The sequence below is a fragment of the Curtobacterium sp. MCBA15_012 genome (genome assembly GCF_001864935.2).
In the GTDB taxonomy this organism is placed as follows: domain Bacteria; phylum Actinomycetota; class Actinomycetes; order Actinomycetales; family Microbacteriaceae; genus Curtobacterium.
This window is the reverse complement of record NZ_CP126267.1, coordinates 190,301-213,211: the sequence shown is the minus strand read 5'-3', so window position 1 is coordinate 213,211 and position 22,911 is coordinate 190,301. Positions and strand designations below refer to the sequence as shown.

Sequence of the window (22,911 nt, the reverse complement as noted above, 5' to 3'; positions counted from 1 at the left end):
TAGTGCTACGGTCGTGTTACCGGAGTGCCCTCCGATAACCCTATGGTAGATGAAGGCGGCGTTTCATGACTGGCACGAACACACCCTCACGCAGCGATGCAACGAAGCGGCCGGGAGGGGTCGGCAGCCTCGGTGGCCGCGCTGTTGCTCGGATCGGTTACGGCGCGATGGAACTCGCCCGGCTTACAGAAGATCGCGCCCAGGGTGTCGCGCTCGTTCGGCGTGCGATCGAGCTGGGCGTCGACCATGTCGACACCGCGGAGTTCTACGGCGGCGGAGCCGTGAACCAGATCCTGCACGACGCCATCCGTCCGTCCGACGGTGTCCTTATCGCCAGCAAGATCGGCGCCGACCCGAACCCCGCCGGTGGAATGGTGCTGGCGCAGCAGCCGAACCAGATCACGGCCAGCGTGGAGACACAACTCACCACGTTGGGAGTCGAGCAGATCGGTGTGATGAACCTCCGCCGACCTGGGGTCAATCCGGAGGTCCCCGCGGAACAACGAGTGGATCTCGATGCGCAGCTTGCTGCACTGCGCGATCTCCGGGACGCTGGCAAGATCGGTGCGATCGGACTGAGCAACGTCACGTTCGACGAGTTGCAGCACGCCCTCCCTCTCGGTATTGCTTGCGTTCAGAACTCCTACAGCCTGCTCGAACGTAGGGACGAGCCGATGCTCGAACTCTGTCGCGACGAAGGCGTCGCATGGGTGCCGTTTTTCCCGCTCGGAAATCGCCACCCAGGCCAACCGCGAGTCACCGACCAGCAGGTTGTACGGGCTATCGCAGAGGCGTCGGGATGGTCACCCGCTCAGATCGGCCTGGCGTGGCTTCTGCATCACGCACCCAACACCTTCGTGATCTCTGGCACAGCGAACCCCGCACATCTCGAAGCAAACCTCGCCGTGAGCGACGTCGTCCTTGACCGAGCGAGCATGGCCGCACTGGATCGCGCCTCCTGAACGACGCCGCCCGGTAGCGGATCGGCTACTTAACGAGAGTCATGAGCGACAGCGCACACTGTCGAGAGATTCAGCTGGCGAGGTGCTCCCGGAAGAAGACGTCGAGGGTCTCGACGGCTTCGTTGACGTACTTGGGCTCGTCGTACATCTCGTAGTGCCCCGCCCCGTCGATGACGTGGAAGTTCTTGGCGTTGGGCGCTTTCTCCCAGAGGGCGAGGCCGTCGGAGTGGGAGAACGTCGTTCCGAGGCGGCCGCCGACGTGCTGGACACGTTGCGCAGCGTCACCGCTTCTCTGGCCATGCCGGCAGATGTCGTCCAGGAGATTCGGGACAAAACCGAGGAGGACGGACGATTCCGCGGGTTGGATCGGGCACTCGATTGGGCGCTGAGAAACGGGCACATCGCAGAACTAGACTCTCGTTCAGGGGTCGATCCTGACGTGGACCGCTACGTCTCCGCGATCCTCGGAATGCCTCACGAACGCCAGCCAGCCCGCGCGAAGGACATCGGCGAACGGATGGTCGTCGCTCACGCTCTGGCGCGGCGGAATCGCGGGGAGCGGGTGATCGTCCTCATCGACGACGGAGGAGGTCAGCTCCTTGCTCGTCAGCACGGATTCAAACCGAGGGGCACGCTGCACGTGCTGCACCGCGCAGCACGGCTTGGGTTAGTAGCTGACTGGCCCGAGATACGAGAAATCTACTTGTGCCTGCGCCCGGAACCGGGCTCATCGCAGGCGCCGAAGGATCACGGCCTGCTCCCGCTGACCGATTCGGACGTGCAGCGCGCCCTGCGTGACAAACGCATCTACGACCGTGGCGCCGGCGCGGCCTAACAGGTCGGCCTCGAATCACCACGACCAAGTTGTCTTCGGCGGACTCGCAGCGGGCGCCGGCTGGATCTCGCAGGCGAGGACCTCCACTCCGGGTTTCGCGGCGCCCTTCCGCGCCCGACGGTGATCCTCGCTTGCGCACCGATGTGGTAGCGGTCGGGGAAGCAGAGCCAGCCGATTTCGTCCGCCTTTTCAAAGGATGCGGCGCTCTTGTGTCAGCCGAAGAACGTCCGTGAAAGCAAAGTGAGCCCGAGCGCTCCTAGAATCACCGAGGGCAGCACCCACCACCAGCGCAATCCGCCGGCTCCGGAACGGAGAGCGACTGCCCCCGCGACGCAGGGCAGGAACGTCAGCGGCATCGCAGACCAAACGAGTTCCGGATCGCGGGCTGAGCCGACAAGCAGCCCCGCAAGCATCGCTTCGATGGCGGCCAGCGGAGCCAGGGATACCAGAACCGCGCACATCACCACCAGCGCCGAGCCGGGATCCCTCGCCGCGCACCGACCGGCGCGCGGCCTGGCATCACGAGCTGGAAGGCGCGCCGCATGTTCTCTCGGGTCAGCGTCGGGCGTTGAGGGACGCTCGTCGAAGAGGGCGAGATGATTTGTCACGGTTCATTCATATGCGGCGGACGGCAGTGGCGATCCGCGTCTACTGTCGCGTCTCATCGTCCGGATACGCCGTGCCTGCTCCGCGATCATGGAGGATGGTGAGCGCTTCGGTGAGCGCGGCGACAACGTCGACGGTGTCGTCGTAGTCGAGTGTGGCGGTCCCGGTGCAGCTGACGATGGTGACGGTGGGTCGTTCGTTGATGCGCACTTCGAGGTCGTCGGTGATCGTTGCGATCTCCGTTTCGTCCGCGGCGGAAGCAAAGCGTGTCGAGTTCATCATCGGTCCGTTCTGCCGGAGCAGGGTGCGGCGGCGTCGACCGTATGCGCGGATCGATCCGGTTTCAGTGGAAGACGCTGGGGCTTGGAGACGACGGCGAGAATCGCGCAACTCCCTCTAGACACCCCCGTGAGCGCTCGTTACTATGAGCGTCTGGCGGCGAGATGCAGTGGGCGCAGCCGCTTCGTGGTTAGGAGGCGTTTCGATGACCGATGAAGCTGACCCTGCCGGCGCCGAGAGCCAGAGAACCTCGGGACGAACAGTCCAGCGCGTGCCACTGTCATCTTTCCGGCACGAAGTTCCGCCGCACCTTCGGGAATTCTTCGTCGAGGTCCAAGCCGACGAAGCATTCATCGCAGGTCTGAAGATGGGGGTCGGCGCTCTCACGGTGCAGCGGTGGGACCCGTCGTATGCGGCCGACGGTTGGACGCTCTACGGCGCGGACCTCACTCTCGACCAGGGTCATCCCTTCGGATCAATGTTCTACCGCAACAACACCGACGGCCGAGTCCTCCGCGTCGGGGTGAAGTGGCATCCGCCCGTGCAGCAGCTCGAGTTCCCCGCGCTGCACCCGTCGAAGCCGGAGCTGACGTCCGACTGCACTGCTGAGGAGGTCGCCGCGGTGGCGTTGGATGCGCGGAGTCGGATAGGGACTCTTGTCGCGGTCAATGCGCAGATCGGTTCGTTCGTCGCTACCGAGGAGTCTGAGAACGCGATCCTCGACGCATCCGGGCTCGGGCTGGAGCGGCTGTCGGAGGACGACCCACAGTTGGCTGGCGATGGGTGAGCGTGGGGCGCCGCAGTTCGAGCCGGTGCCGTTGCGGCTGCTGTCGTTGTCGGCGCAGTTCGACGCTGTCATCTGGCCCACGTTGGCGGGGATGACGTTCACGAACTCCACCGGACCAGAGATCCTGCAACGGACCGTCAACGTCCGCACAACAGAGGACGGGTCGGCGTTCACGCTGCTCAACGGAGCACCGTTGACGGACCCTACGGACCCACTCCTGGAAGCAGCGACGCAGGTGCTCGCGGTGCTTTCCGAGCTGCGCGCCGTGGGCCGTGGACCGGAAGCGGTTGGGCCGGCTGATGTCTGACCGGCGATGGGTGCAGAACATCCGCCACGAGCAGACGATCCTGTCGTTGCCGTTCGGGCTTGCCTACACGATTGACGTCACCCAGACGCTCACAGCTCTCGCTGCTGCCGGTATGCCGGCCCGCATCGAAGCGTTCGACCGGCTCCGATTCGACGACGGCCGGACGGCGTTCCTCGCCACCCCGGACCCGACCACCACCGTCATTGACGGCGGTGCTGGCGGGCGTGTTGACGATGTGATCCTGCTGCCTGGCGGGTCCGAGGGTGGAGTGCTGTCGCTGGTGCGCCGATACCCGGACCTGGTGGTGGTGAACGGCAAACGGGGGTGGGTCTGGGCGGACGGCCGGCAGGTGCACGGCACGTCGATGCAGCGGGAAGCGACCCCAGGTTGGAAGACTGTGTTCGCGATCGCCCGCAGCATCGTCATGCACGGCGGCGGCACGCGCGCTATCGCGGACCGCACCGGCATCTCAATGGGCGAGGTCCGCACCGCGCTGCCGACCCTCGGTTCGCACGTGTTCGATACGCCCATCGGATGGGAAGCCACGGATGGGCCCGCGCTGGTCGACTGGGCACTCGCGGCGTATCCGGGGTATGGCGGGGTCCGGACCTGCTGGCGGCGTGACGACACCATCGACGCGCAGGCTGACCAGCTGATCGGGGTGGGTGGGGTGATGTCGGACCGGTGGGCGGCGCAGCAGTCCGGCGTCCTCGTCCCGCCGGACCGGTTGACCGCGTTCTTCGCCCAGCACCCCGACATGGCCGCGCTCGGGTATGAGCCCGCGACAGTAGACGACGCAACGGTGTCGGTCGTCATCCCGCAGGACACCACGATCCTCACCGGCGCGGAGGGATGCTGCACAGACGACTTCATCACCGCGCACGTCCTCTACGAGGACAGCTGGGTGACCGCGAACACGGACGCGGTCACCGGGCTGCGGCAGCTGCTGCACTTCCGATCCGACCTCGCCCACGACCTCCGCTGGCACCCCGGCAGCGATAACGGCAGCGGTAGCGGTAAGGGCGGGGTGGGCTGATGCTGCAGCTGCTGTCGCTGACGTTGGCGTACGACGACACCCGGTTCTTCGGCTCCGTCATGTTCACCGACCCCGACCACCCCGACGCGCCACCGTCCACGGTGCTCATCGATCATGCCGACGAGCCGCCCTGGTTCCGGCTCACCAACGTCGACCCGGACGGTCAGGACCCGACGTGGCCGGCGATGGTCGAAGCGGACCGGATCATGCGGTTCCTCCTCCGCTACACACCGGAACGTATCGGCCGCACGTCCACTGACTTTCCGCAGCTCTGATCCGCTCTGCTCACGCCCGACCTTTGGAGGTAGTTGCTGATGATGCGTCTGGTGTCCATGCACCTGTCAAACGACCGGATCCTCTGGGGGCACGTGCTCCTCGAGGACACCGAGAACCCGGACGCGCACCTGGCGCAGATCCTCGTCCGCCCCATCGACGTCGAGCCCGGGTACGAGCTCTACGACAAAACCAACACGGTCCTGTCGGACCTAAACGTGCCGGCGGTGCGGGAAGCGAACCGTATCGTGCAGACCCTCCTCATCCCCGCATCCGAGATCGCGAAGCGGGAGAAAGCCGTCCGGGCGGTGATCCACTCCGGCTACTTGGAAGGGTTCCCGGACGACATGCCGTGGCAGTCGCAGTTGTGGATGTACGCCCGCGGTGAAGTCACCCGCGAACAGCTGTCCGCGTACGCCGACGAAGGCCGACAGATCCCCCGCCAACCCGACCACAGCGCTGTTGGTCCGGCGGACGTGTCTGAGGACTGGTGGCAGACCACGCGGGCCCGCATCCGCCGGAACCTCCTCAACACAACTCTCACCGAGCCAGAAGTCGCCGCCGCGCTGCAGGTGAGCATTGAGGAGGTCGGTGAGCTGTTCGAGGCGAACCGGCTGACGAGCTTCGACCTCGGGGGCGAAGAACGCATCCCCGACTGGCAACTCGTCAAGCCCGTGCTCCCCGAGTTCGGCGACCCGTCATCGCTGCTGCCAGGCCTCGACGTCCTCTACGCGGCGGCACCGCAGCCGCTGCTCGACGCGGCGGCGATGACCGAGTTCATGACCACACCCCGCCGCTTCCTCACCATCGAGGATGAGCCGCTGACACCGTTGACCTGGATGTTGCAGGGCCGGCCGCTCGCGACGATCGTCGCCCTGTTCCGCGGACGGCGGTGGCGGCAGTGACCCGCCGGCCGGACCTGTTCCTCATCAGCGTCGCCTTCGACATGCACGGCGTCCACGGGCATCTCTTTTTCCGCGACACATCCGAGGCTGAACTGCGACGGGTCATCGTGTCCGGCTCAGGCGACGCCGCCACGTACCGGGTCGAACCCGCGCACGGGGACCCTCGGGACGGGTGGGAACCGTTCCTCACCGAAGCCAGTTGGTTGATGGCGCTCATCCGACCCGACACGCGGGAGGAACGCAGCTGATGGGGCCCGCTCTCGAATGGGTCACTGCCGCCTACGCCGGCCGGCCGCAGATCACGATGCCGTACGGGCTCGGCGACACCACCGACCTCACTGGCGCTCTCGCGGTCCTGAAGCTTGCTGGCCTGCCCGCGGTCGTGGAGTCGCAGGACACGATCCGCCTCGCCGACGGTCGCCGCGCACGTTTCCCAACGCTGACGCAACGACCACGCGCCGAGGCAGAAGCAGCCGTGGAATTGCTGCTGCTGGCGCCACGGACGGTGACGACGACGCAGATCGCTCTCGCGGAGCAGACCGAGACCGTGCTGCTCGTCGACGTGGACCGGCGGCGGGTGTGGGTCGACGGAAAGCAGGTCCTGGGTGTGCTCGAGCGGTGGAAGGACGCCGCGCCGATCTACGTCACCTTCGCGGTCGCACGAATACTCGCCGTCAACGGCGCCACGTTCGACAAGATGGTTCGCGCCGGACTCACCGCGGGGCAGGTCGATGACGCGCTCGCACGCCTCGGGAAACGCGTTCACCGCACAGACATCGGATGGGAATCACGGAAGGTCGGCGGCCTCGTCGACTTCGCCATCGCCTGCTACCCCGGACCAGGCGGCGTCCGCACCCAGTGGACATCCGACCTGCCACTTCCTGAACAGGCAGAGCGGCTCATCAGTGCCGGGTGCCGTATCTCCGGACGCGCCATCTCGGAACTGCCCGGCTACCCGCTCATCACCAAGCGGGACATGCCGTATCGGCTCGTCGCCTTCACCGAACACGAACTCGACATGGCGACCCTCGGGTTCGAACCCGACACCGTCGGCTACTCCGGCACCGAACTGATCCTCCCCGCCGACCCCACCATCAGCCTCACAGCCACCCACGCCGGCTACAGCGACCGAACCGACGACATCATCACCGCCAACACGCTCCTCCGCGCCGACATGCGCAACGACGACGACACGAAAGCGCTGGAAGAAGTCCGGAGCCAGCTGTGGTTCTTGGCCGACACCGGGTACGACCTCCGATGGAATCTGCCGAACTGAGAATGGGGAATGAGAAGTCGAATCCAACATTGTTGCTTGCGCTCGCGCCGAGGGCGAACTGATCGTCTCCTCTACCGTGAACCGTGAACCGTGAACCGTGAACCGTGAACCGTGACGAGCGCAGTACGCCTTGGAGAGCTGGCGTGGTCGATGCCGGGAACGTCGACACCCGCGGCTTGAAGCGCTTCCACCAGACAACGTCCGTCCGGTAACGTCGTCTCTAGCTGCGCCCAGCATGCGTACTTTTACGCCTAGTTCAGCGGCTGCAGCGGGCCTGGTTCGCGCCCCTGCCGCCGGACTGCTGCGTAAGTACACCCCACCCACCACTTCCCGGCCCAAACAAGTGTCTGGAAGCGGGTGCTTGTGTACACGTTCAGGCTGGCGCCGGCCTCTCTCGAACAGCACGTCTCTCGGTGCACCCCGAGCAAGTGCCCCGCCTCAACGACGTTCCCGGTCGACCATCCGAACCACGGGAGGAACCAGCGCAACAGCATTCGCGTATCTTTTGAAACATCGAGGCGTTGAGGAGATTTTGATGAAAATTGGTGTCATTGGGGCTGGCTCTGTCGGTGCCGCTACCATCTCGGCTCTGGTCCGAACAGGCGGGGTCAGCCCCGACGTCGTGATCGTCGACCGGGACGAGAAGAAAGCTGCGGGTCTGGCGGAGGACATGACCTATGTTGCAGCGTTGTCGTCTCTGTCGAGCGTCCGGGCAGGCGGCTACGACCAACTTGAGGGTGCGTCTCTGGTGATCGTGACCGCAGGAGTGAACGAGAAGAACGGGGGCGCGACGGATCGCAACGACCCGAAGGGACGGCTCAATCTGATTCCAGTGAACGCGAAGGCGTATCGGGAAATGATCCCGGCCGCGACGCATGCGGCCCCGGAGGCGACGCTGCTCGTCGTGACAGATCCGCCCGACCCGCTGGCGGATCTTGCCCGGGCGTTGGCGCCGACGACGAACATCGTGTCTGCGGGAACCGTCATCGACTCGTTGCGCCTTCGTCATCACATCGCGTTGCACCTCGGGGTACATGCCCGGGACGTGCAGGCAAGCGTCGTGGGAGAGCACGGCACCTCAAGCGTGGTGCTGTGGTCCACCGCAACCGTCGGCGGCGCACCTGTCTTGGACGAATTCCGCCGGCTCGGGGGCGTGCCGAAAGCGATCCAGAACCAGATCGAGTCCGATGTCCGTTTCGGCAACATCACCATCATCGAGGGCATCGGCGCGAGCCAACACGGCATCGGCGCCGTCGTTGGGCGCCTCGCCGAAGCGATCGTCACGGACGAGAACGCGGTCTTCCCCGTCGCTTCCTACCAGTCCGACTACGACGTCACGTTGGCACTGCCCTCGATCCTCGGCGCCGGAGGCGTTGTGCGGACGATCCTGCCCCGGTTCACCGACGAGGAGCTCGCCGGACTCCATCACAGCGCCGCCGTCCTCCGAGACGCGCGCGACATCGCTCTCGGTACCGCCCACTCCTGACCCAAAAACAGATACTGACCTGGCGCGCCGGAGCGGATTGCTCCGCTCCGGCCGCCCCGACTTGTCCCCGCGCGGACGCTCACTCCTGACCGCACCCCGAGACCTTCCAGCGCTCGAAAGACGAAACCTGAGCTCGGCTGCAGTGCCGCTTGTGCCGCTATCAGCACGTGAGGAACCGGCGGCGGTCCACATGTCAGCAATCGATGGCGTCAGCGACCCCAAGGTCGCCTCGTTCCACCGTGGAGGCGCGGAACCCGCCGCTGCGCGCCTCCAGCCCGTCACCGGGCCGCATCCGACGCTCGGCGGTCGCGTCAGCCCTTGACCGCCCCGCCGAGCCCTGCCGAGTTGAGGAACATCCGCTGGAACCCGAGGAACAGCACCACCGGGATGAGCGTTGAGATCGCCAGCGCCGCCAGGAAGACGTCGAGCTCGGTCGTGGACTGGATGCTCGGCAACCGCACCGACAGCGGCTGCATTGCCGGGTTCGGTAGGACGAGCAACGGCCAGAGGAAGTCCTTCCACGAGTTGATGACCGCGAATACGGACACCACTCCGAGGATCGGCTTCGACATCGGGAGCACCATCGACCAGAACATCCGGAAGGGTCCGGCGCCGTCGGTCGACGCGGCCTCGAAGACCTCACGCGGGAGGGCGTCGAAGAACCGCTTGACGAGCAAGATGTTGAAGGCGTTCGCCCCGGCCGGCAGCCAGACCGCCCAGTACGTGTTGATCAGCGACGTTCCGATCACCGGCGGGTGCAGGATCGTCAGGTAGAGGGGGACCAGGAGCACCACGGACGGGATGAACAGGGTTGAGAGCACCATGCCCTCGAGCACGCGGGAGTACGCCGGCCGCAGGATCGAGAGCACGTAGCCGCCGGTCGTGGCGACCAGGATCTGCATCACCCAGGCCCCGACCGCCAGAACGAGCGTGTTCCCGAAGTACAGGCTGATGTGGACGTCGTTCCACGCCGCGGAGACGTTCGCCCAGTCAACCCCGTTCGGGAACAGCGCGAGCGGCGTCCGGAGCGTGTCCTGGGTCGGCGTGATCGCGGACTTCGCGAGCCAGAGCATCGGCCCGAGTCCGAGACCGACCAGGCCGATGAGCAGGAGCCCGTTCAGCGAGAACAGCGACGCCCGAACCGACCGTCGACCGCGGTCGGCACGGGCGACGATCCCGCGCGTTGTGCTGTCCATCTGCCCGGACGAGAGGCGAACGGGCCGCCGGGGGCTCCGTCGCACTGGTGCGACGCTCGCGCCGGCGGGGTCGTCGGAGCCGAGGACCGGGGCGGAGGGAACCGTCGAGGTCATCAGACGCTCCACTTCTTCGTGAGTCGGAAGTACAGGATGCTGAGCGCCGCGAGCACGACCGCGAGCATGATGCTGAGCGCCGTCGCCGAACCGTAGTCGCCGCCGGTCGAGTTGGCGAACGCGTAGTCGTAAATCATCAGCAGGATCGTGGTGGTGGAGTTGTTCGGCCCGCCTCCAGTGAACAGGTAAGGCTCAAGGAACACCTGCGCGGTCCCGATCACCTGCAGGATGAGCGTCACGAACAACACGCCGCGCAACTGCGGCAGCGTGACGTGCCAGATCTTCCGCCAGACACGGGCGCCGTCCACCTCGGCGGCGTCGTAGAGCTCCGGCGGTACCGACAGCAGCGCCGCCAAGTAGATGATCACGGTGCCGCCAGCCGCTGCCCACGTCGCCTCGAGCACCAAAGACGGCATCGCCGTCCCGGCGTTCTGCAGCCACGGCTGCGGCGGGATGCCGACGAACCCCAGGATCGTGTTGAACACCCCGGTCGCGGAGCCGTCATAGAAGAACTTCCAGAGCAACACCGCGACCACCGGCGGCACGACCACCGGCAGGTACACCAGGGCGCTGAAGAAGCCCTTGGCCCGGCGGAGCTCGCTCATGAGCACCGCCATCACGAGCGGCAGCGGGTAGCCGAACACCAGGGCCAGCACCGCGAACCACACGGTGTTGCCCATGGCCGTCGGCAGAAGCGGGTCGTGCAAAACGTTGACGAAGTTGTCCCAACCGACGAACGTCGGCGCGGTCACCAGGTTCGTCTGCTGGAAGGACATCACCGTCGCGCGGACGATGGGCCACCATGAGAACAGTCCGAAGACGAGGATCAGCGGGAGGGCGAAGACGAGCGTCGAGAGCCCACCCCGACGCAACCAGGTCGCAGGAGTGCGCCGCCGGTCCCGAGGACCGTCACGGTCCGGACGGGAGGCTCGGCCCGGGTCCCGCAACCCGGTTGCGTTGGTCGTCATCTCACTTGGCCGAATCGAGCTTGGCCTGGATCTGCGTCTGCGCGTCCGACAGCAGCTTGGCCGGGTCCGCGGAATTGTCCGTGAGGACAGCCTGGACCACCGGGTCGAGCAGGCCGTAGAGCTCCTGCGTGTTCTTCGCCGGCTCCGGGACGATCGTCTGGTCGAACTGCTGCTCGGTGTACGGCTTCATCTGGTCGAGCGGGACGTTGATCCACTCCTTCGTCCACTCGAGGGTCTTGTCGTAGGTCGCCTTGTCGAACACCGGCACCTGCGGGGCGCCGACCGGCTGATCGGAGGCGGCGAGGGTCTTCGCGTCGCGCTGGGCGTCAGCCTTCGTGAAGAGCTTCTGCATGTAGTAGAAGTCGATCCACTTGACCGCTGCCATCTGCTGCTCGGCGGTCGACTTGGCGCTGACCGCGGCAAGGGTCCCGCCGCCGAGGGCTCCGGCGTCCTTCCCGCTGAGCGGCACGACCGTCTCACCGTACGACTTGGGGTCGATCTGGTTCTGCGAGATGAGCGAGCCGTAGTTGCCGCCGCCGGAGACGTACATGCCGACCTGACCGGAGGCGAAGGCCTGGTTGATGGCGTTCCAGTCGTAGAGGAAGTTGCCGCCCATGGAGTCGTCCTTCCACCGCATGTCCTTCATCAGCGTCAGGGCCTTCTCGTACGCTGCGCTGTCCACCGTCGCCTTCGTCTTCGCACCGGTTCCGGTCTCCGCACGGCCGCCCATCGCATAGGCGAGGGACGTGAGGATCCAGCCGCCCGTGTTGCCCTGCGTCATCGTCGCGTAGCCGGCTTTGCCGGTCTTGTCCGCGATCTGCTTCGCGTCGGCGCGCACCTCGGCCCACGTGGTCGGCGGGGAGTCAGGGTCCAGTCCGGCCTGGGTGAACAGGTCGCGGTTGTAGTGCAGCGCCTGGCCGTACGCCGCGATCGGGAGGGCTTCGATGTCGCCGTCCGCGTTCTCGCCGTTCTTCACGACATTCGGGTTGAACTTCTCCGCGTACGGCAGCTTCGAGACCAGGCCGGAGATGTCCGCGATCTGGTTCTGCTGGATGAGCGACTTACCGTCCGTGAACGGGATAGTGAACACGTCCGGCAGAGTGCCGCCGGCGAGCTCGGCGGCGAACGTCGTACCAGTCCACGTGTACTCACGGCTCGTCACCGTGATCTTCGGGTTCGCCTTCTCGAACGCCTTCACCTGGTTTTGGAAGGCGACCTTGGCGGGCTTCTCGAGGCCAGCGTCGACGGCGACGACGATCTTCGTCTTCCCGTCGGAGCTGGCGTCCGAGCCGGTGCTGCACCCGGCGAGCAGGCCAATGGCTGCGGTGGTGGCGATCGCGGCAAACGCGATCCTGCTACGTGACTTCATCGTCGGGTCCTCTTGTGTCGGGGTGTTCGGGTTCAGACGGAGTGGACGGCGAGCCAGACGCTCGTGTCCGGGGGGAGGGTGTGGTCGGTGAGGAGGCCGCTGGCGAGCACGACGTCGGCGTCGTCGGGCAGCGGCACATTGGTCGTCCCGCAGTTCGTGAGGTGGAGCAGTGCGCCCCGGCGGAACGCGATCACGTCGGACGTGTCATCCTGCCAAGAGAACGCGCCGTGCTGGAGGTCGTCGCCCCGGCGGAGTTCGAGCATCCGGCGGTACAGCGTGAGCGTTGACGTCGGGTCGTCCTGCTGCGCGGTCACCGAGTACCTCGCCCAGTCCGCGGGCTGCGGGAGCCAGGGCGCGGCATCTGTTCCGTCAGGGCTGAACCCTGCATTGGCGGCATCGTTCGTCCACGGAATCGGGACCCGGCAGCCATCACGGCCGGGGTCGACACCGCCGGACCGGAAGTGCATCGGGTCCTCGAGGCGGTCGAGCGGAATGTCCTCGACTTCGGGCAGGCCGAGCTCGTCCCCCTGGTAGACGTACAGCGCACCAGGGAGTGCGGCGACGAGCATCGCAGCAGCACGTGCACGGCGGGCGCCCACGACGAGGTCGCTCAGTGTTCCGAACCGCTTCGCATCGAACGCGAAGGCGCTGTCCGCCCGCCCGAACCGGGTCACCGGGCGGGTGACGTCATGGTTCGAGAGAACCCAGGTCGCCGGGGCCCCGACCGGCTCGTGCGCGGCGAGCGTCTCCGCGATCGCGGCACGGAACCCATCGGCGCCCCAGGGACGCGACATGAAGTCGAAGTTGAACGCCATGTGGATCTCGTCGGGCCGGAGGTACAGTGCGAACCGCTCGAGGTCCGCGAGCCAGATCTCCCCGACGAGCACACCGCTGTAGTCCTCGGCGATGGTGCGCCACCCGCGGTAGATCTCGTGCAGGTCGTCGCGGTCGAGGTTCGGGTGCTGCCCTGCGGCGTACTCACCGTCGATCTCCGGGAGCTCCGGGTCCTTCGCCACGAGGGCAGCCGAGTCGATCCGGACACCGGCGACGCCGCGGTCGAACCAGAAGCGCAGGACGTCCTCGTGTTCCCGGCGGACATCGGGATGGCCCCAGTTCAGGTCGGGCTGCTCGGGTGTGAAGAGGTGCAGGTACCACTGCCCCGGAGTCCCGTCGGGGTTCATGGTGCGCGTCCACGTGCTGCCCGAGAAGCTCGACGGCCAGTTCCCCGGGGGGAGGTCACCGTTCGGCCCCTTGCCGTCGCGGAACCAGAACCGCGCCCGAGCGTCGCTGCCGGGTTCGCTGGCGAGGGCCTCGCGGAACCACGCGTGCTGGTCGGAGACGTGGTTCGGCACGACGTCGACGATGGACCTGATGCCGAGCGCCGCGGCCTCGCTGATCAGCGCCTCGGCCTCGGCGACCGTCCCGAAGTCGGGGTGGATCGCACGGTAGTCCTCGACGTCGTACCCTCCATCTGCAAGGGGCGACCGGTACCACGGGGTGAACCAGATCGCGTCGATCCCGAGACTCGCGAGGTATCCGAGGCGGGACCGGACGCCGGCGAGATCACCGATGCCGTCGCCGTTGCCATCGGCGAAGCTGCGGACGTAGACCTGGTAGATCGCAGCGGTACGCCACCACTCTCGGTCCGTGACCGGCGTGGAGGCGGCTCGTGCCTCCAGGCCAGTGCGGGCCGCGGCGGGTCCACCGGGCGTGACCTCGGAGTCACGGGTCGGGCTGAGCGTCATCGTCCGGTCCTTCCGACGGTCGGGCGACGTCGCCTCGACCGGATTTGGTTTAGCGCTATACTTGGCGCTGGAGTGACAATATGGTGCTCCGATCTTCGATGTCAACTCCCACCCGAAACAGGATCGAACTGCCCGTGCCCGTCACCCTGAAGGACATCGCCGCCGAGGCCGGCGTCAGCCTCATGACGGTCTCGAACGTCGTCAACGGCAACCACGACAAGGTGTCCACCGGCACCATCGAACGTATTCGAGCAATTGTTGACCGCCGCGGATACGTGACGAACGCGTCCGCACGGAGCCTCGCCGCCAAGTCCTCGCGGCTCATCGGTCTGCTCGTGCCGTCGTCCGAGCACGACATCCTCGTACTCAGTCCGCACAACGTCGCAGTGTTCGGGTTCCTCGAGCGTCAGCTGCGCGATCGCGGGTACCACCTGCTGTTCCGCGGGGTGAGCGAGAAGGCGGAGGTCGACGTCGCCCTCCGGTCCTGGAACCTCGACGGCGCCGTGGTGCTCGGTTTCCTCGACGAGGAGGTCGACGATTTCCGGCCGACCGACGGCACGCCGATCCTCGCGCTCGACAGCTACTCGTCGAACCCACGGACCACCGGGGTGCGCTCGGACGACCATGAGGGCGGACGCCTGGCCGCCGCCCACCTGCTGTCGCTCGGGCACCGGCGGATCGCGTTCGCGGGCCCGAAGTTCTCCGACGTCGGCCTGGTCCGGCAGCGCTTCGAGGGGTTCCTGCAGGCGCACGCCGACGCCGGCGTGGAATGGGGCCCGGCCGACCGGATCGCCGTCGACCCGACGTGGGAGTTCGGGGTCGAGGGCGGGCGCTCGCTCGCGACGTCGCACCCGGCTGTCACAGCGGTGTTCGCGACCGCGGACATCCTGGCCGTGGGGTTCATGGAAGGTATCCGTCAGAGCGGACGATCGGTCCCGGGGGATGTCTCGGTTGTCGGGTTCGACGACATCGACGTGGCGCACTACGTCACGCCGAAGCTCACCACTGTGCGGCAGGACGTCGCGGCCAAGGGGTCGATCGCAGCGAGCATGCTGCTCGACGAGGTGCGCGGCGGCGGCGCCCCGGGAGACCCGGTCGTGATCCCCGTCGAGCTCGTGGTGCGAGAGTCGACCGCTCGGCCCTGACATCCGGGGCGTTGCTGCCGACCCTGCGGTCTGCTCTGGCGTGGGTCTTGCGGAAATGGTTCCAGCCCGTTTAGTTTAGCGCTCAACCGCAACGACGCGGTCCTGATTGAACGGAAAAGCACCGTGCGCAGACCCCCCACCACCACAGTCGGCCGAGCACTCGCCGGATCGCTCGCCGGAGCCGTCGCCGCTGCCTCAGCGTTGGCCCTGAGTCTCGGCGTCGCAGCCCCCGCGGCAGCCGCCACCACCACTCGCTACGAAGCCGAGTCTGCGAGCCTTTCCGGCGGCGCCGTCTCCACCTCAGACCACACCGGGTACAGCGGTGCCGGGTTCGTTGGTGGGTACACCGACGACAACAAGGGCTCCGCCGCCACGGCATTCCGGGTCACTGCAGCAGCAGCGGGCAGCGAGACGTTCGCGATCCGCTACGCGAACGGCAATGGGTCGGCAAAGACCCTGTCGTTCCGGATTGACTCCGGCGCCGTGCAGCAGGTGTCCCTGCCTGCCACCGCCAACTGGAACACCTGGGCCGCAGCCACGCTCACGAGCACGCTCACCGCTGGGACGCACACCATCACGGTCTCGTTCGGGTCCGGCGACACCGGCAACGTCAACCTCGACGCCCTCGACCTCACCCCGGCGACGACCGGCGCAGGTTCTTCCACCGGACCGCAGTTCGAGGCGGAGTCCGCCACGCTCACCGGGGGTGTGGTCGTCGGCACGGACCACACCGGGTTCACCGGCTCCGGGTTCGCCAGCGGGTTCACCGACGGCAACAAGGGCGCCGCGCAGGTCGCGTTCGCGGTGTCCAGGGCGGGCGCGGGGAGCACGGATTTGACGCTCCGGTACGCGAATGGCACCGGGTCCGCGAAGACGCTCTCGCTCGTCGTTGACGGAGGCGCCGCACAGCAGATCAGCCTCCCCGCCACGACCGACTGGAACACATGGGGCACCATCACCACGGCCGTGTCACTCGCGGCCGGCAACCACACGATCGCCTACCGTTTCGGCACCGCCGACACCGGGAATGTGAACATCGACGCGCTCACCGTCGCGACGACCTCGACGCCGACAGATCCGGGTTCACCCGGATCTGGCGGGTCGGCCGCGTCGCCCGCCGACGCCGAGTCGGCCTTCCGCTCGGGCGGCGCCACCGTCACCACGAGTACCACTGGGTACACCGGCACCGGCGCCGTGAACGGCTTCGGAACCGCCGGCGCCCGGATCATCCGCACCCTGACGATGCCCACGGCCGGGACAGCCACAACCACCCTCCGTTTCCAGAACACCAGCGGCACGACACGTACCCTCGCGCTGACCGTCAATGGCCGAGCGGCGGGCACGATCGCCCTCACCTCCGGCTCTGGATGGCGGACCGCAACCGCGAGCCTGCCGTTCACGGCCGGGATCAACACCGTCCAGCTCGCCGCGACCACCGCCGGCAGCGACGTCGCGATCGACAGCCTCGACGTCGCCGGAGTCGGTACGCTCGCGGTCCGCGGAGCCACCATTCCGTACACCGAGTACGAAGCGGAGGCTGGGACCACGACCGGTACCGTCCTCGCCGCCGATCGCACGTTCGGCACCATCCAGGCCGAGTCGAGTGGCCGTCGCGCAGTGCGCCTCGACCAGACCGGGCAGAAGGTCTCCGTGACCCTGACGCAGCCGGCGAACGCGCTCACGATCCGCGCCTCGATCCCGGACACCGCTAACGGCGCCGGACAGACCGCGCCGCTCGCCCTCTACGCCAACGGCACCAAAGTCAAGGACGTGACCCTCAGCTCCGTCTACAGCTGGGTCTACGGCGCCTACCCGTACAACAACAACCCGTCCGGCGGCGGAGCGCACCGCTTCTACGACGACACCCGCGTCCAGATCGGATCGTTCCCGAAGGGCACCGTCCTCACCCTGCAGAAAGACGCGTCATCCACGGCCGCCTCGTACACGATCGACCTCATCGACGCCGAGACCGTGCCCGACGCGCTGACCGCCCCGACCGGTGCCCTGAGCATCACGAGCTACGGCGCGAAGTCGGACGGATCAGACTCGACCACCGCGATCACGAACGCCGTCGCCGCTGCCAAGGCGCAGGGCATGCCAGTGTGGATCCCGGCTGGCACCTTCCGGATCACCTCGCGCATCAACGTTCAGGGCGTCACGATCCTTGGCGCAGGCGAGTGGTACTCCAACGTTCAGGGCACCAGCGGCAAGGGCGGGTTCTTCGCCACGGGCAGCAACGTCACGATCGCGAACCTCTCGATCCTCGGAGACGTCCGGTACCGCGACGACGCGGCCTTCGACGCCGCCCTCGAAGGCAACTTCGGAACCGGCTCGCTCCTGCAGGACATCTGGATCGAGCACACCAAGGTCGGACTCTGGGCAGACTCGGGCACGAACGGTCTCGACGTCGTCGGACTGCGCATCCGCGACACCTTCGCGGACGGCGTCAACCTGCACGCCAATGTCGTGAACGCCGTCGTCGAGCAGACCGTCGTCCGGAACACCGGCGACGACGCACTCGCGATGTTCTCCGACGGAACGCCCGTCACCGACTCGGCCTTCCGGTTCGACACCGTCCAGGTCCCCGTGCTCGCCAACGGCATCGGCATCTACGGCGGCACGCGGAACTCGGCGACGGACTCGATCGTCAGCGACACCGTGACGAGCGCCTCGGGCATCGCCGTCGGCACACGATTCAACCCGGTGCCGCTCGCTGGCACGACCACCATCGCCCGCAACACCCTCGTCCGGACCGGCAGCCGCGAACCGAACTGGGCCACAAACCTCGGCGCGCTCTGGATCTACGCCGACACCGCGGAGATCACCACCCCTATCGTCGTGACGGACATGACGATCACCGACAGCACCTACCAAGCGGTGCTGCTCAGCTATCAGAAGACGATTTCGAACCTGTCCTTCGACAAGGTCACGATCAGTGGTGCGGGCACGTACGGGTTCGACCTGAACGCGGCCGGCAGCGCTGCAGTGTCGAACACCAGCGTCACTGGTGCGACCTCCGGTGGGCTCCTGAACGAAACCGGGTACACGCTGGTGCGAGGGTCCGGCAACAGCGGGTTCTGACCTGATTCGACTCCCGGCGGCTCCGGTCCTCCAGCGCTCACGCGTGGGGGCCGGAGCCGCCGCCGTGCGACCCGGCAGCGGATGAATGCGGGCGCAGCCGCGCGGTGAACGTGGCCCAGATCGACCACTCCGACCGAAACTCGACGGACTACTCCGCACCGCACTGCCCGCCAGACCCCGGCAGAAGCTTTCGAACGGTTGCTCTCGGACTCGAACCAACTACCCGTTCCAACGACCCCTTGGAACCGCCGATTCCTCGGCAGCTACCGCGACTGTGCGAGCAGCCGTTCCGATGCGTCCCAGAGCCAATCTGCTGCAACGGGGTCCAGTGCGTGCGGGAGAACTCCGTGGACTCCTCCCTGGATCGCTGCGACGACCTTGGCCGGATGGCAGTCCTCGTAGTAGGCGGGAGTCCCTGGCCCCAGTTCAGCGCGCGTTGCGACGTAGACGCTCGTCGCAGCACCTTGCTGGACGGTTTTGGTGCGGTACCGCCGCTTCATGCCTGCAAGCACGGCAGGGTCCCAGTGGCGTTGCAGGTTGGTCCAGATGCCGCCGGGCATGACCGCTGATCCTGCGATTCCGTCGCCCTCCCACCGTCGGGTCGCCTCCAGGGCGAAGAGCACATTCGCTGTCTTGGATTGCCCGTAGGCGAGACCCGGGTCGTAGGGGTCTCTGTCGAAGAACAGATCGTCGAATCGGATGCCCGAGGATGCGTGTCCACTGGAACTCAGCGACACGATCTTCGCACCACCGGCCGAGCGCATCGCCGGGTGCAGACCTTGCGCGAGGGCGAAATGGCCGAGGTGATTTACGGCGAAATGCATCTCCCAGCCCTCGGGGGTCCGCTGCTCGGGTAGGTCCATGACGCCGGCGTTGTTCACCAGCAGGTGGAGTGGTCCCGACCACGAGCTCGCGAACGATCGGACGGATCCAACATCGGCCAAGTCGACGAACGCAGCACGGACGGCGTCGTTGCCAGTGCTCGCACGGATGTCTGCCGCGACTCGGTCCCCTGTCGCGACGTCGCGGACGGCGAGGGTGACCGCTGCACCGGCCGCAGCCAGGGCACGGGCCGTTTCAATACCGATGCCGGATCCTGCACCGGTTACGACTGCTGTTCTGTGGTGAAGGTCGATTCCGTCGATGACTTCGAGTGCGGTCGACTCGGCTCCGAACGGTTCTCGCAGGTCGGGCATCAGCCGAGCCGCGTGTTGGCGATTCCGCCGTCGACGTCGATGATCGTGCCGTGGAGGAACGAGGCCTCGTCCGAGACAGCGAACCGGACGGCGTAGGCGATATCGACGGGCCGTACCGGGCGCCCTGCGACTGTCACGGCAGTCATCGCCGCGAGAACGTCTTCGCTCTCAGCGTTGCCGGGAGTGCTCGTGGCCCCGGGAGCGATCGTGTTCACGTGAACCCCTTGAGGCCCGTATTCGGCCGCCCATGTGCGCGTCATCTGCTCGAGTGCCGCCTTCGACCCGGTGTACATGGCTCCGAAGGGCAGGCCGACTCGGGCCATCCACGATCCGATGTTGACGATCGATCCGCGGCCGCGCTCCGCCATGGCTGGCGCGAGGGCCGCCACGAGGACGTGTGGGGCACGGATGTTGATGGCGAGGACCGCGTCGAGGTCGTCGTCAGCGAGATCGGCGGTGGCGGTCGCCGGGTAGATCCCGGCGTTGTTCACCAGGATGTCGATCTGGCCACCGGCGAGGGCCGAGGCTTCAGCGGCGAACCGGCGGACATCGGAGGCCGATGTACCGAGATCGGCGACGAGCGGTGACGCTTTGCCGCCCGCACGTTCGATCGTGGTGACGACAGCATGCGTGCGCTCGGCATCGCGACCGTTGACGATGACATGGGCACCGGACGCGGCGAGTACTCGGGCGGTCGCCTCCCCGATACCGCTGCTCGAGCCGGTGACGAGTGCGGTCTGACCGGAGAGTCGGTCATCGGATACCAGAGAGACGAGTTCTTCTTCGTTGGACTGCATGGCCCAGTCCTACCACGGACTGGACCGCATGGTCCAGCGGCGTACGCTGAACTCATGCAAGGGGCCAACATCACGGAACGCGGTCGAGCTACTCGCCAGCGCATCATCGAGGCGACGGGTCGGGAGATCCTCGCTTCCGGCATCGGCGGCACCACTCTTGACACCGTCCGTGCGGCGACGCTCACGAGCAAGAGCCAGCTCTTCCATTACTTCCCCGGCGGCAAGGCCGAACTCGTCCGTGAAGTCGCCATCTGGGAGGGCGGCGAGCTCCTGGCCGCCCAGAAGCCGTACATCGACGACCTCTCGAGCTGGGAGTCGTGGCACGCCTGGCGCGATGCCTTGGTCGATTACTACATCGGGCTTGGCCGGTGGGCCTGCCCGATCGGTTCAATGGCGACACAGGCAGCCATGACAGATCCCGAATTGGCTCAGATCATCACGGACAGCATGACGAACTGGCGGCTGTCGCTCGCCTCGGGGGTTGCCAAGATGCAGAGCGCCGGCGAGGTCGAATCCGATGCCGACCCGCAACGGATCGCCGTCGCCATCCTCGCCGCCCTCCAAGGGGGTCTCATCTTGAGCCAGCCGGAGAGATCACCCTGGCCCCTAGAAGCCGCCATCGATGCCGCGCTCGACGTCCTGCACAAGGTCGCCCACGAACGCTGACCCCGCCATTACTTCCGATACTCCGAGCCGGGGTAACGATCCTCTTGCTGCTTTCGTGCTCAAAGGGTGCCGCCGTGGAAAAGGAACGGTGTGTGTGTCAGTCGATCTTGTGACTGACCGCGCATGGTTCATTCGCGGACTCCGTCGCCGATCAGATTGACGGGGTGAATCTGTCCGTCGACGACGCTGGTCGGACGGGGTCTCGCCATGCCTCGAGAGCTGCGCCTGAGAGGAATGGCCGGTCTCGCGCGGCCGTTCTCACCGTGCCGAGCGTCTTGCGCCTGTCCGGCAACTCGCCTCGCGACAGTGGTGTCCACGCCGACTGCACAGCTGCTACGTCACGGCAGGGTCCAGCTAGGGCCGTTGGGGGCGCTCCACCGGGCTCTGTCTCATGAGCCGATCCCCTGTTCACCGAGAGCGTCGCCTCGGTTCCTGTCGTGCCAGGGAACGCGGCAGTCGCGAACGTGGCCGGGATGGCGGGCTGGCGCACGTCGAAATCGCCGGTGGAGAAGCTCAGCGTCGACGAGTCGCGCAGAAGCCACTTGACGGACGGTGAGAACGACCGCCGGGCCGCCTCCGCGGACCGGTAGGGTGAAGGGATGCGGGTATTGGTATCAGTCGACATGGAAGGTACCGCCGGGGTTGTCGACCGGTCGGATATCACCCCGGGCACTCCCGGGTGGGAACGCGCACGCGAATTCATGACAGACGAAGCATCTGCCGCAGTGCGTGGAGTGTTCGCTGAAGGCGGTGGGGCCGAGGTCACGGTGTGTGATTCTCACGCAAAAGGATTGAACATCCTTCCGGGAAGGCTGGACCCGCGTGCGCGTCTGATTCGCGGCACCCCTCGCCCCTTAGACATGGTCGCAGGCGTGGATCGTGGTTTCGACGCACTGCTCCTGCTGGGATATCACGGCCGAGCAGGCCTGACGGACGCCGTACTTCCGCACACCCTCAGCGGCCGCACCATCGATTCTGTTCGGATTAACGGAATGGTCCTGGGTGAGATCGGGCTGAGCGCGGCAGTGGCGAGATCGTATGGTGCGCCGACGGCGCTCGTGACCGGCGACGACGGAGCAGCAAGGGAGGCCGCGGACGTTCTGCCTGGTGTGGTAACGGTGACGGTGAAGCGAGCACTCGGGGTCAGGGCAGCGGACAGCGTCCATCCGGAAGTGGCGTGTTCGCTCATCGAAGACGCGGTACCGAAAGCTCTGGCATCCGTCGACCTGACCAGCCAGCTTGCCTTTCCTGCTTCGATAGACCTCGAAGTAGATTTGCGCATGGCGGAAATGATGGAACGAATTCTATTGATCCCAGGATCGGAACGTCGCGGCGCTCGGACTTTCGGCTATCCCGACATCGCCTTGCCCGCCGCTTACGGCTTGGTCGGCCTCGTGGCGGACATCGCGGAGATCAGCTGAGCCAAGACCCCATTTCTCCTCGCCGCCCGTCGAGCGTGAAGAGCGAGCTGGCCAGGTGTTCGTACCTCCTCGAGCACGAGGGATGACGTGGTCGATGGTGTTGCCGTGCTTGAAGCAGTAGGCACACGTGTAGTCGTACATCTCGAGCACAGCGCGCCGGGTCATCGGCACGGATCGACGAGGCACCCGGATGAACTGCCGCAGAAGCACAAACTCGGGCTCTGCGTACTTGCCCACCACGCTGTGCACGATCCGATCGCTCTCGACGAGGACAGACGCCTTCTCGTTGAGGACCAGGAGAAGAGCTCGCCGAGACGAGACGACCGCCATTGGTTCGTAGCTTGCATTGAGGACCAGGGTTCGACGCTCGCTGCGCTTCATGCGGTCACCTCCATGCCCTTCCCCATGCGACGGAGGGCAACGAGAGTGAACAGCGAGAGCAGTGCCGGTAGTTCAGAAAA

General features: G+C 66.5%; 23 protein-coding genes. 14 read left to right on the top strand and 9 right to left on the bottom strand.

What is annotated here, in order from left to right; all coding sequences use genetic code 11:
* Positions 1-65: 65 nt before the first annotated feature.
* Positions 66-962 carry an aldo/keto reductase gene (locus QOL15_RS01060; protein ID WP_083393897.1) on the top strand — a complete coding sequence of 299 codons (897 nt, stop codon included), beginning with the start codon at positions 66-68 and terminating at the stop codon, positions 960-962.
* A gap of 70 nt (positions 963-1,032) precedes the next feature.
* Here QOL15_RS01060 and QOL15_RS01055 read toward each other — a convergent pair whose 3' ends face one another.
* Positions 1,033-1,362 (bottom strand): alpha/beta hydrolase, encoded by a 330-nt coding sequence (locus tag QOL15_RS01055; RefSeq protein ID WP_071246333.1) that lies wholly within the window; start codon positions 1,360-1,362, stop codon positions 1,033-1,035.
* Between the two features lie 39 nt (positions 1,363-1,401).
* On the opposite strand from QOL15_RS01055, the gene QOL15_RS01050 reads away from it, so the two are divergent.
* A complete protein-coding gene (locus QOL15_RS01050) occupies positions 1,402-1,797 on the top strand; it encodes a hypothetical protein (RefSeq protein WP_139197390.1) in 396 nt (131 codons plus the stop codon).
* Between the two features lie 212 nt (positions 1,798-2,009).
* Here QOL15_RS01050 and QOL15_RS01045 read toward each other — a convergent pair whose 3' ends face one another.
* On the bottom strand, positions 2,010-2,405 hold the full coding sequence (locus QOL15_RS01045) for a hypothetical protein (RefSeq protein WP_139195340.1): 396 nt from the start codon (positions 2,403-2,405) through the stop codon (positions 2,010-2,012).
* A gap of 40 nt (positions 2,406-2,445) precedes the next feature.
* Positions 2,446-2,685 (bottom strand): hypothetical protein, encoded by a 240-nt coding sequence (locus QOL15_RS01040; protein ID WP_071246339.1) that lies wholly within the window; start codon positions 2,683-2,685, stop codon positions 2,446-2,448.
* A gap of 202 nt (positions 2,686-2,887) precedes the next feature.
* Here QOL15_RS01040 and QOL15_RS01035 point away from each other — a divergent pair, with 202 nt between their 5' ends.
* From QOL15_RS01035 to QOL15_RS01000, 8 genes are all read left to right on the top strand, one after another.
* On the top strand, positions 2,888-3,469 hold the full coding sequence (locus QOL15_RS01035) for a hypothetical protein (protein ID WP_139197391.1): 582 nt from the start codon (positions 2,888-2,890) through the stop codon (positions 3,467-3,469).
* Positions 3,462-3,776 carry a hypothetical protein gene (locus QOL15_RS01030; RefSeq protein WP_071246343.1) on the top strand — a complete coding sequence of 105 codons (315 nt, stop codon included), beginning with the start codon at positions 3,462-3,464 and terminating at the stop codon, positions 3,774-3,776. The genes QOL15_RS01035 and QOL15_RS01030 overlap by 8 nt, the downstream gene beginning before the upstream one ends.
* A gap of 10 nt (positions 3,777-3,786) precedes the next feature.
* On the top strand, positions 3,787-4,812 hold the full coding sequence (locus tag QOL15_RS01025) for a hypothetical protein (protein ID WP_071246347.1): 1,026 nt from the start codon (positions 3,787-3,789) through the stop codon (positions 4,810-4,812).
* On the top strand, positions 4,812-5,087 hold the full coding sequence (locus tag QOL15_RS01020; protein WP_071246349.1) for a hypothetical protein: 276 nt from the start codon (positions 4,812-4,814) through the stop codon (positions 5,085-5,087). Before QOL15_RS01025 ends, QOL15_RS01020 begins: the two co-directional genes overlap by 1 nt.
* Positions 5,088-5,180: 93 nt before the next feature.
* Positions 5,181-5,990, top strand: a complete 810-nt coding sequence (locus QOL15_RS01015; RefSeq protein ID WP_139197392.1) for an antitoxin VbhA family protein — start codon at positions 5,181-5,183, stop codon at positions 5,988-5,990.
* Entirely contained in the window at positions 5,987-6,238 is a 252-nt protein-coding gene (locus tag QOL15_RS01010) for a hypothetical protein (protein WP_139197393.1), read from the top strand. Before QOL15_RS01015 ends, QOL15_RS01010 begins: the two co-directional genes overlap by 4 nt.
* Positions 6,238-7,266 carry a hypothetical protein gene (locus QOL15_RS01005; protein ID WP_071246355.1) on the top strand — a complete coding sequence of 343 codons (1,029 nt, stop codon included), beginning with the start codon at positions 6,238-6,240 and terminating at the stop codon, positions 7,264-7,266. Before QOL15_RS01010 ends, QOL15_RS01005 begins: the two co-directional genes overlap by 1 nt.
* Before the next feature lie 535 nt (positions 7,267-7,801).
* On the top strand, positions 7,802-8,752 hold the full coding sequence (locus QOL15_RS01000) for an NAD(P)-binding domain-containing protein (RefSeq protein ID WP_071246357.1): 951 nt from the start codon (positions 7,802-7,804) through the stop codon (positions 8,750-8,752).
* A gap of 311 nt (positions 8,753-9,063) precedes the next feature.
* Here the strand turns inward: QOL15_RS01000 and QOL15_RS00995 are convergent, their stop codons facing one another.
* The 4 genes from QOL15_RS00995 to QOL15_RS00980 all read right to left on the bottom strand — a co-directional run bounded on the left by QOL15_RS00995 (position 9,064) and on the right by QOL15_RS00980 (position 14,144).
* Positions 9,064-9,948, bottom strand: coding sequence for a carbohydrate ABC transporter permease (locus tag QOL15_RS00995; protein ID WP_071246359.1), 885 nt, complete (start codon positions 9,946-9,948; stop codon positions 9,064-9,066).
* A gap of 113 nt (positions 9,949-10,061) precedes the next feature.
* Complete coding sequence (locus QOL15_RS00990) at positions 10,062-11,030, bottom strand: carbohydrate ABC transporter permease (RefSeq protein ID WP_175470240.1); 969 nt, start codon at positions 11,028-11,030, stop codon at positions 10,062-10,064.
* A 1-nt stretch (position 11,031) separates the two neighbouring features.
* Entirely contained in the window at positions 11,032-12,399 is a 1,368-nt protein-coding gene (locus QOL15_RS00985; RefSeq protein ID WP_071246363.1) for an ABC transporter substrate-binding protein, read from the bottom strand.
* A 32-nt stretch (positions 12,400-12,431) separates the two neighbouring features.
* Positions 12,432-14,144, bottom strand: a complete 1,713-nt coding sequence (locus tag QOL15_RS00980) for an alpha-amylase family glycosyl hydrolase (RefSeq protein WP_071246364.1) — start codon at positions 14,142-14,144, stop codon at positions 12,432-12,434.
* Between the two features lie 134 nt (positions 14,145-14,278).
* Between QOL15_RS00980 and QOL15_RS00975 the strand changes: the two genes are divergently transcribed.
* Both QOL15_RS00975 and QOL15_RS00970 read left to right on the top strand, forming a co-directional pair.
* The gene (locus QOL15_RS00975; protein WP_083393899.1) at positions 14,279-15,289 is read left to right on the top strand and encodes a LacI family DNA-binding transcriptional regulator; all 1,011 of its coding nucleotides are present in this window, start codon (positions 14,279-14,281) and stop codon (positions 15,287-15,289) included.
* Positions 15,290-15,412: 123 nt separating this feature from the next.
* Positions 15,413-18,370, top strand: a complete 2,958-nt coding sequence (locus tag QOL15_RS00970; RefSeq protein ID WP_217640984.1) for a CBM35 domain-containing protein — start codon at positions 15,413-15,415, stop codon at positions 18,368-18,370.
* 263 nt (positions 18,371-18,633) lie between these two features.
* Here QOL15_RS00970 and QOL15_RS00965 read toward each other — a convergent pair whose 3' ends face one another.
* Positions 18,634-19,566, bottom strand: coding sequence for an SDR family NAD(P)-dependent oxidoreductase (locus QOL15_RS00965; protein WP_071246368.1), 933 nt, complete (start codon positions 19,564-19,566; stop codon positions 18,634-18,636).
* Positions 19,566-20,363 carry an SDR family NAD(P)-dependent oxidoreductase gene (locus QOL15_RS00960; RefSeq protein ID WP_071246370.1) on the bottom strand — a complete coding sequence of 266 codons (798 nt, stop codon included), beginning with the start codon at positions 20,361-20,363 and terminating at the stop codon, positions 19,566-19,568. Before QOL15_RS00960 ends, QOL15_RS00965 begins: the two co-directional genes overlap by 1 nt.
* Positions 20,364-20,417: 54 nt before the next feature.
* On the opposite strand from QOL15_RS00960, the gene QOL15_RS00955 reads away from it, so the two are divergent.
* Entirely contained in the window at positions 20,418-21,029 is a 612-nt protein-coding gene (locus QOL15_RS00955) for a TetR/AcrR family transcriptional regulator (RefSeq protein ID WP_071246372.1), read from the top strand.
* A gap of 599 nt (positions 21,030-21,628) precedes the next feature.
* Complete coding sequence (locus QOL15_RS00950; protein ID WP_071246374.1) at positions 21,629-22,450, top strand: M55 family metallopeptidase; 822 nt, start codon at positions 21,629-21,631, stop codon at positions 22,448-22,450.
* Positions 22,451-22,911 lie beyond the last annotated feature (461 nt).

Bases quoted from the DNA above. Each gene is read 5' to 3' on its own strand.
- QOL15_RS01000 (WP_071246357.1), top strand. From the start codon at position 7,802: ATGAAAATTGGTGTCATTGGGGCTGGCTCTGTCGGTGCCGCTACCATC.
- QOL15_RS00965 (WP_071246368.1), bottom strand. From the start codon at position 19,566: ATGCCCGACCTGCGAGAACCGTTCGGAGCCGAGTCGACCGCACTCGAA.
- QOL15_RS01020 (WP_071246349.1), top strand. From the start codon at position 4,812: ATGCTGCAGCTGCTGTCGCTGACGTTGGCGTACGACGACACCCGGTTC.
- QOL15_RS01035 (WP_139197391.1), top strand. From the start codon at position 2,888: ATGACCGATGAAGCTGACCCTGCCGGCGCCGAGAGCCAGAGAACCTCG.
- QOL15_RS00955 (WP_071246372.1), top strand. From the start codon at position 20,418: ATGCAAGGGGCCAACATCACGGAACGCGGTCGAGCTACTCGCCAGCGC.
- QOL15_RS00990 (WP_175470240.1), bottom strand. From the start codon at position 11,030: ATGACGACCAACGCAACCGGGTTGCGGGACCCGGGCCGAGCCTCCCGT.
- QOL15_RS01060 (WP_083393897.1), top strand. From the start codon at position 66: ATGACTGGCACGAACACACCCTCACGCAGCGATGCAACGAAGCGGCCG.
- QOL15_RS00985 (WP_071246363.1), bottom strand. From the start codon at position 12,399: ATGAAGTCACGTAGCAGGATCGCGTTTGCCGCGATCGCCACCACCGCA.
- QOL15_RS00960 (WP_071246370.1), bottom strand. From the start codon at position 20,363: ATGCAGTCCAACGAAGAAGAACTCGTCTCTCTGGTATCCGATGACCGA.
- QOL15_RS00995 (WP_071246359.1), bottom strand. From the start codon at position 9,948: ATGGACAGCACAACGCGCGGGATCGTCGCCCGTGCCGACCGCGGTCGA.
- QOL15_RS01040 (WP_071246339.1), bottom strand. From the start codon at position 2,685: ATGATGAACTCGACACGCTTTGCTTCCGCCGCGGACGAAACGGAGATC.
- QOL15_RS00980 (WP_071246364.1), bottom strand. From the start codon at position 14,144: ATGACGCTCAGCCCGACCCGTGACTCCGAGGTCACGCCCGGTGGACCC.
- QOL15_RS00950 (WP_071246374.1), top strand. From the start codon at position 21,629: ATGCGGGTATTGGTATCAGTCGACATGGAAGGTACCGCCGGGGTTGTC.
- QOL15_RS01005 (WP_071246355.1), top strand. From the start codon at position 6,238: ATGGGGCCCGCTCTCGAATGGGTCACTGCCGCCTACGCCGGCCGGCCG.
- QOL15_RS01030 (WP_071246343.1), top strand. From the start codon at position 3,462: ATGGGTGAGCGTGGGGCGCCGCAGTTCGAGCCGGTGCCGTTGCGGCTG.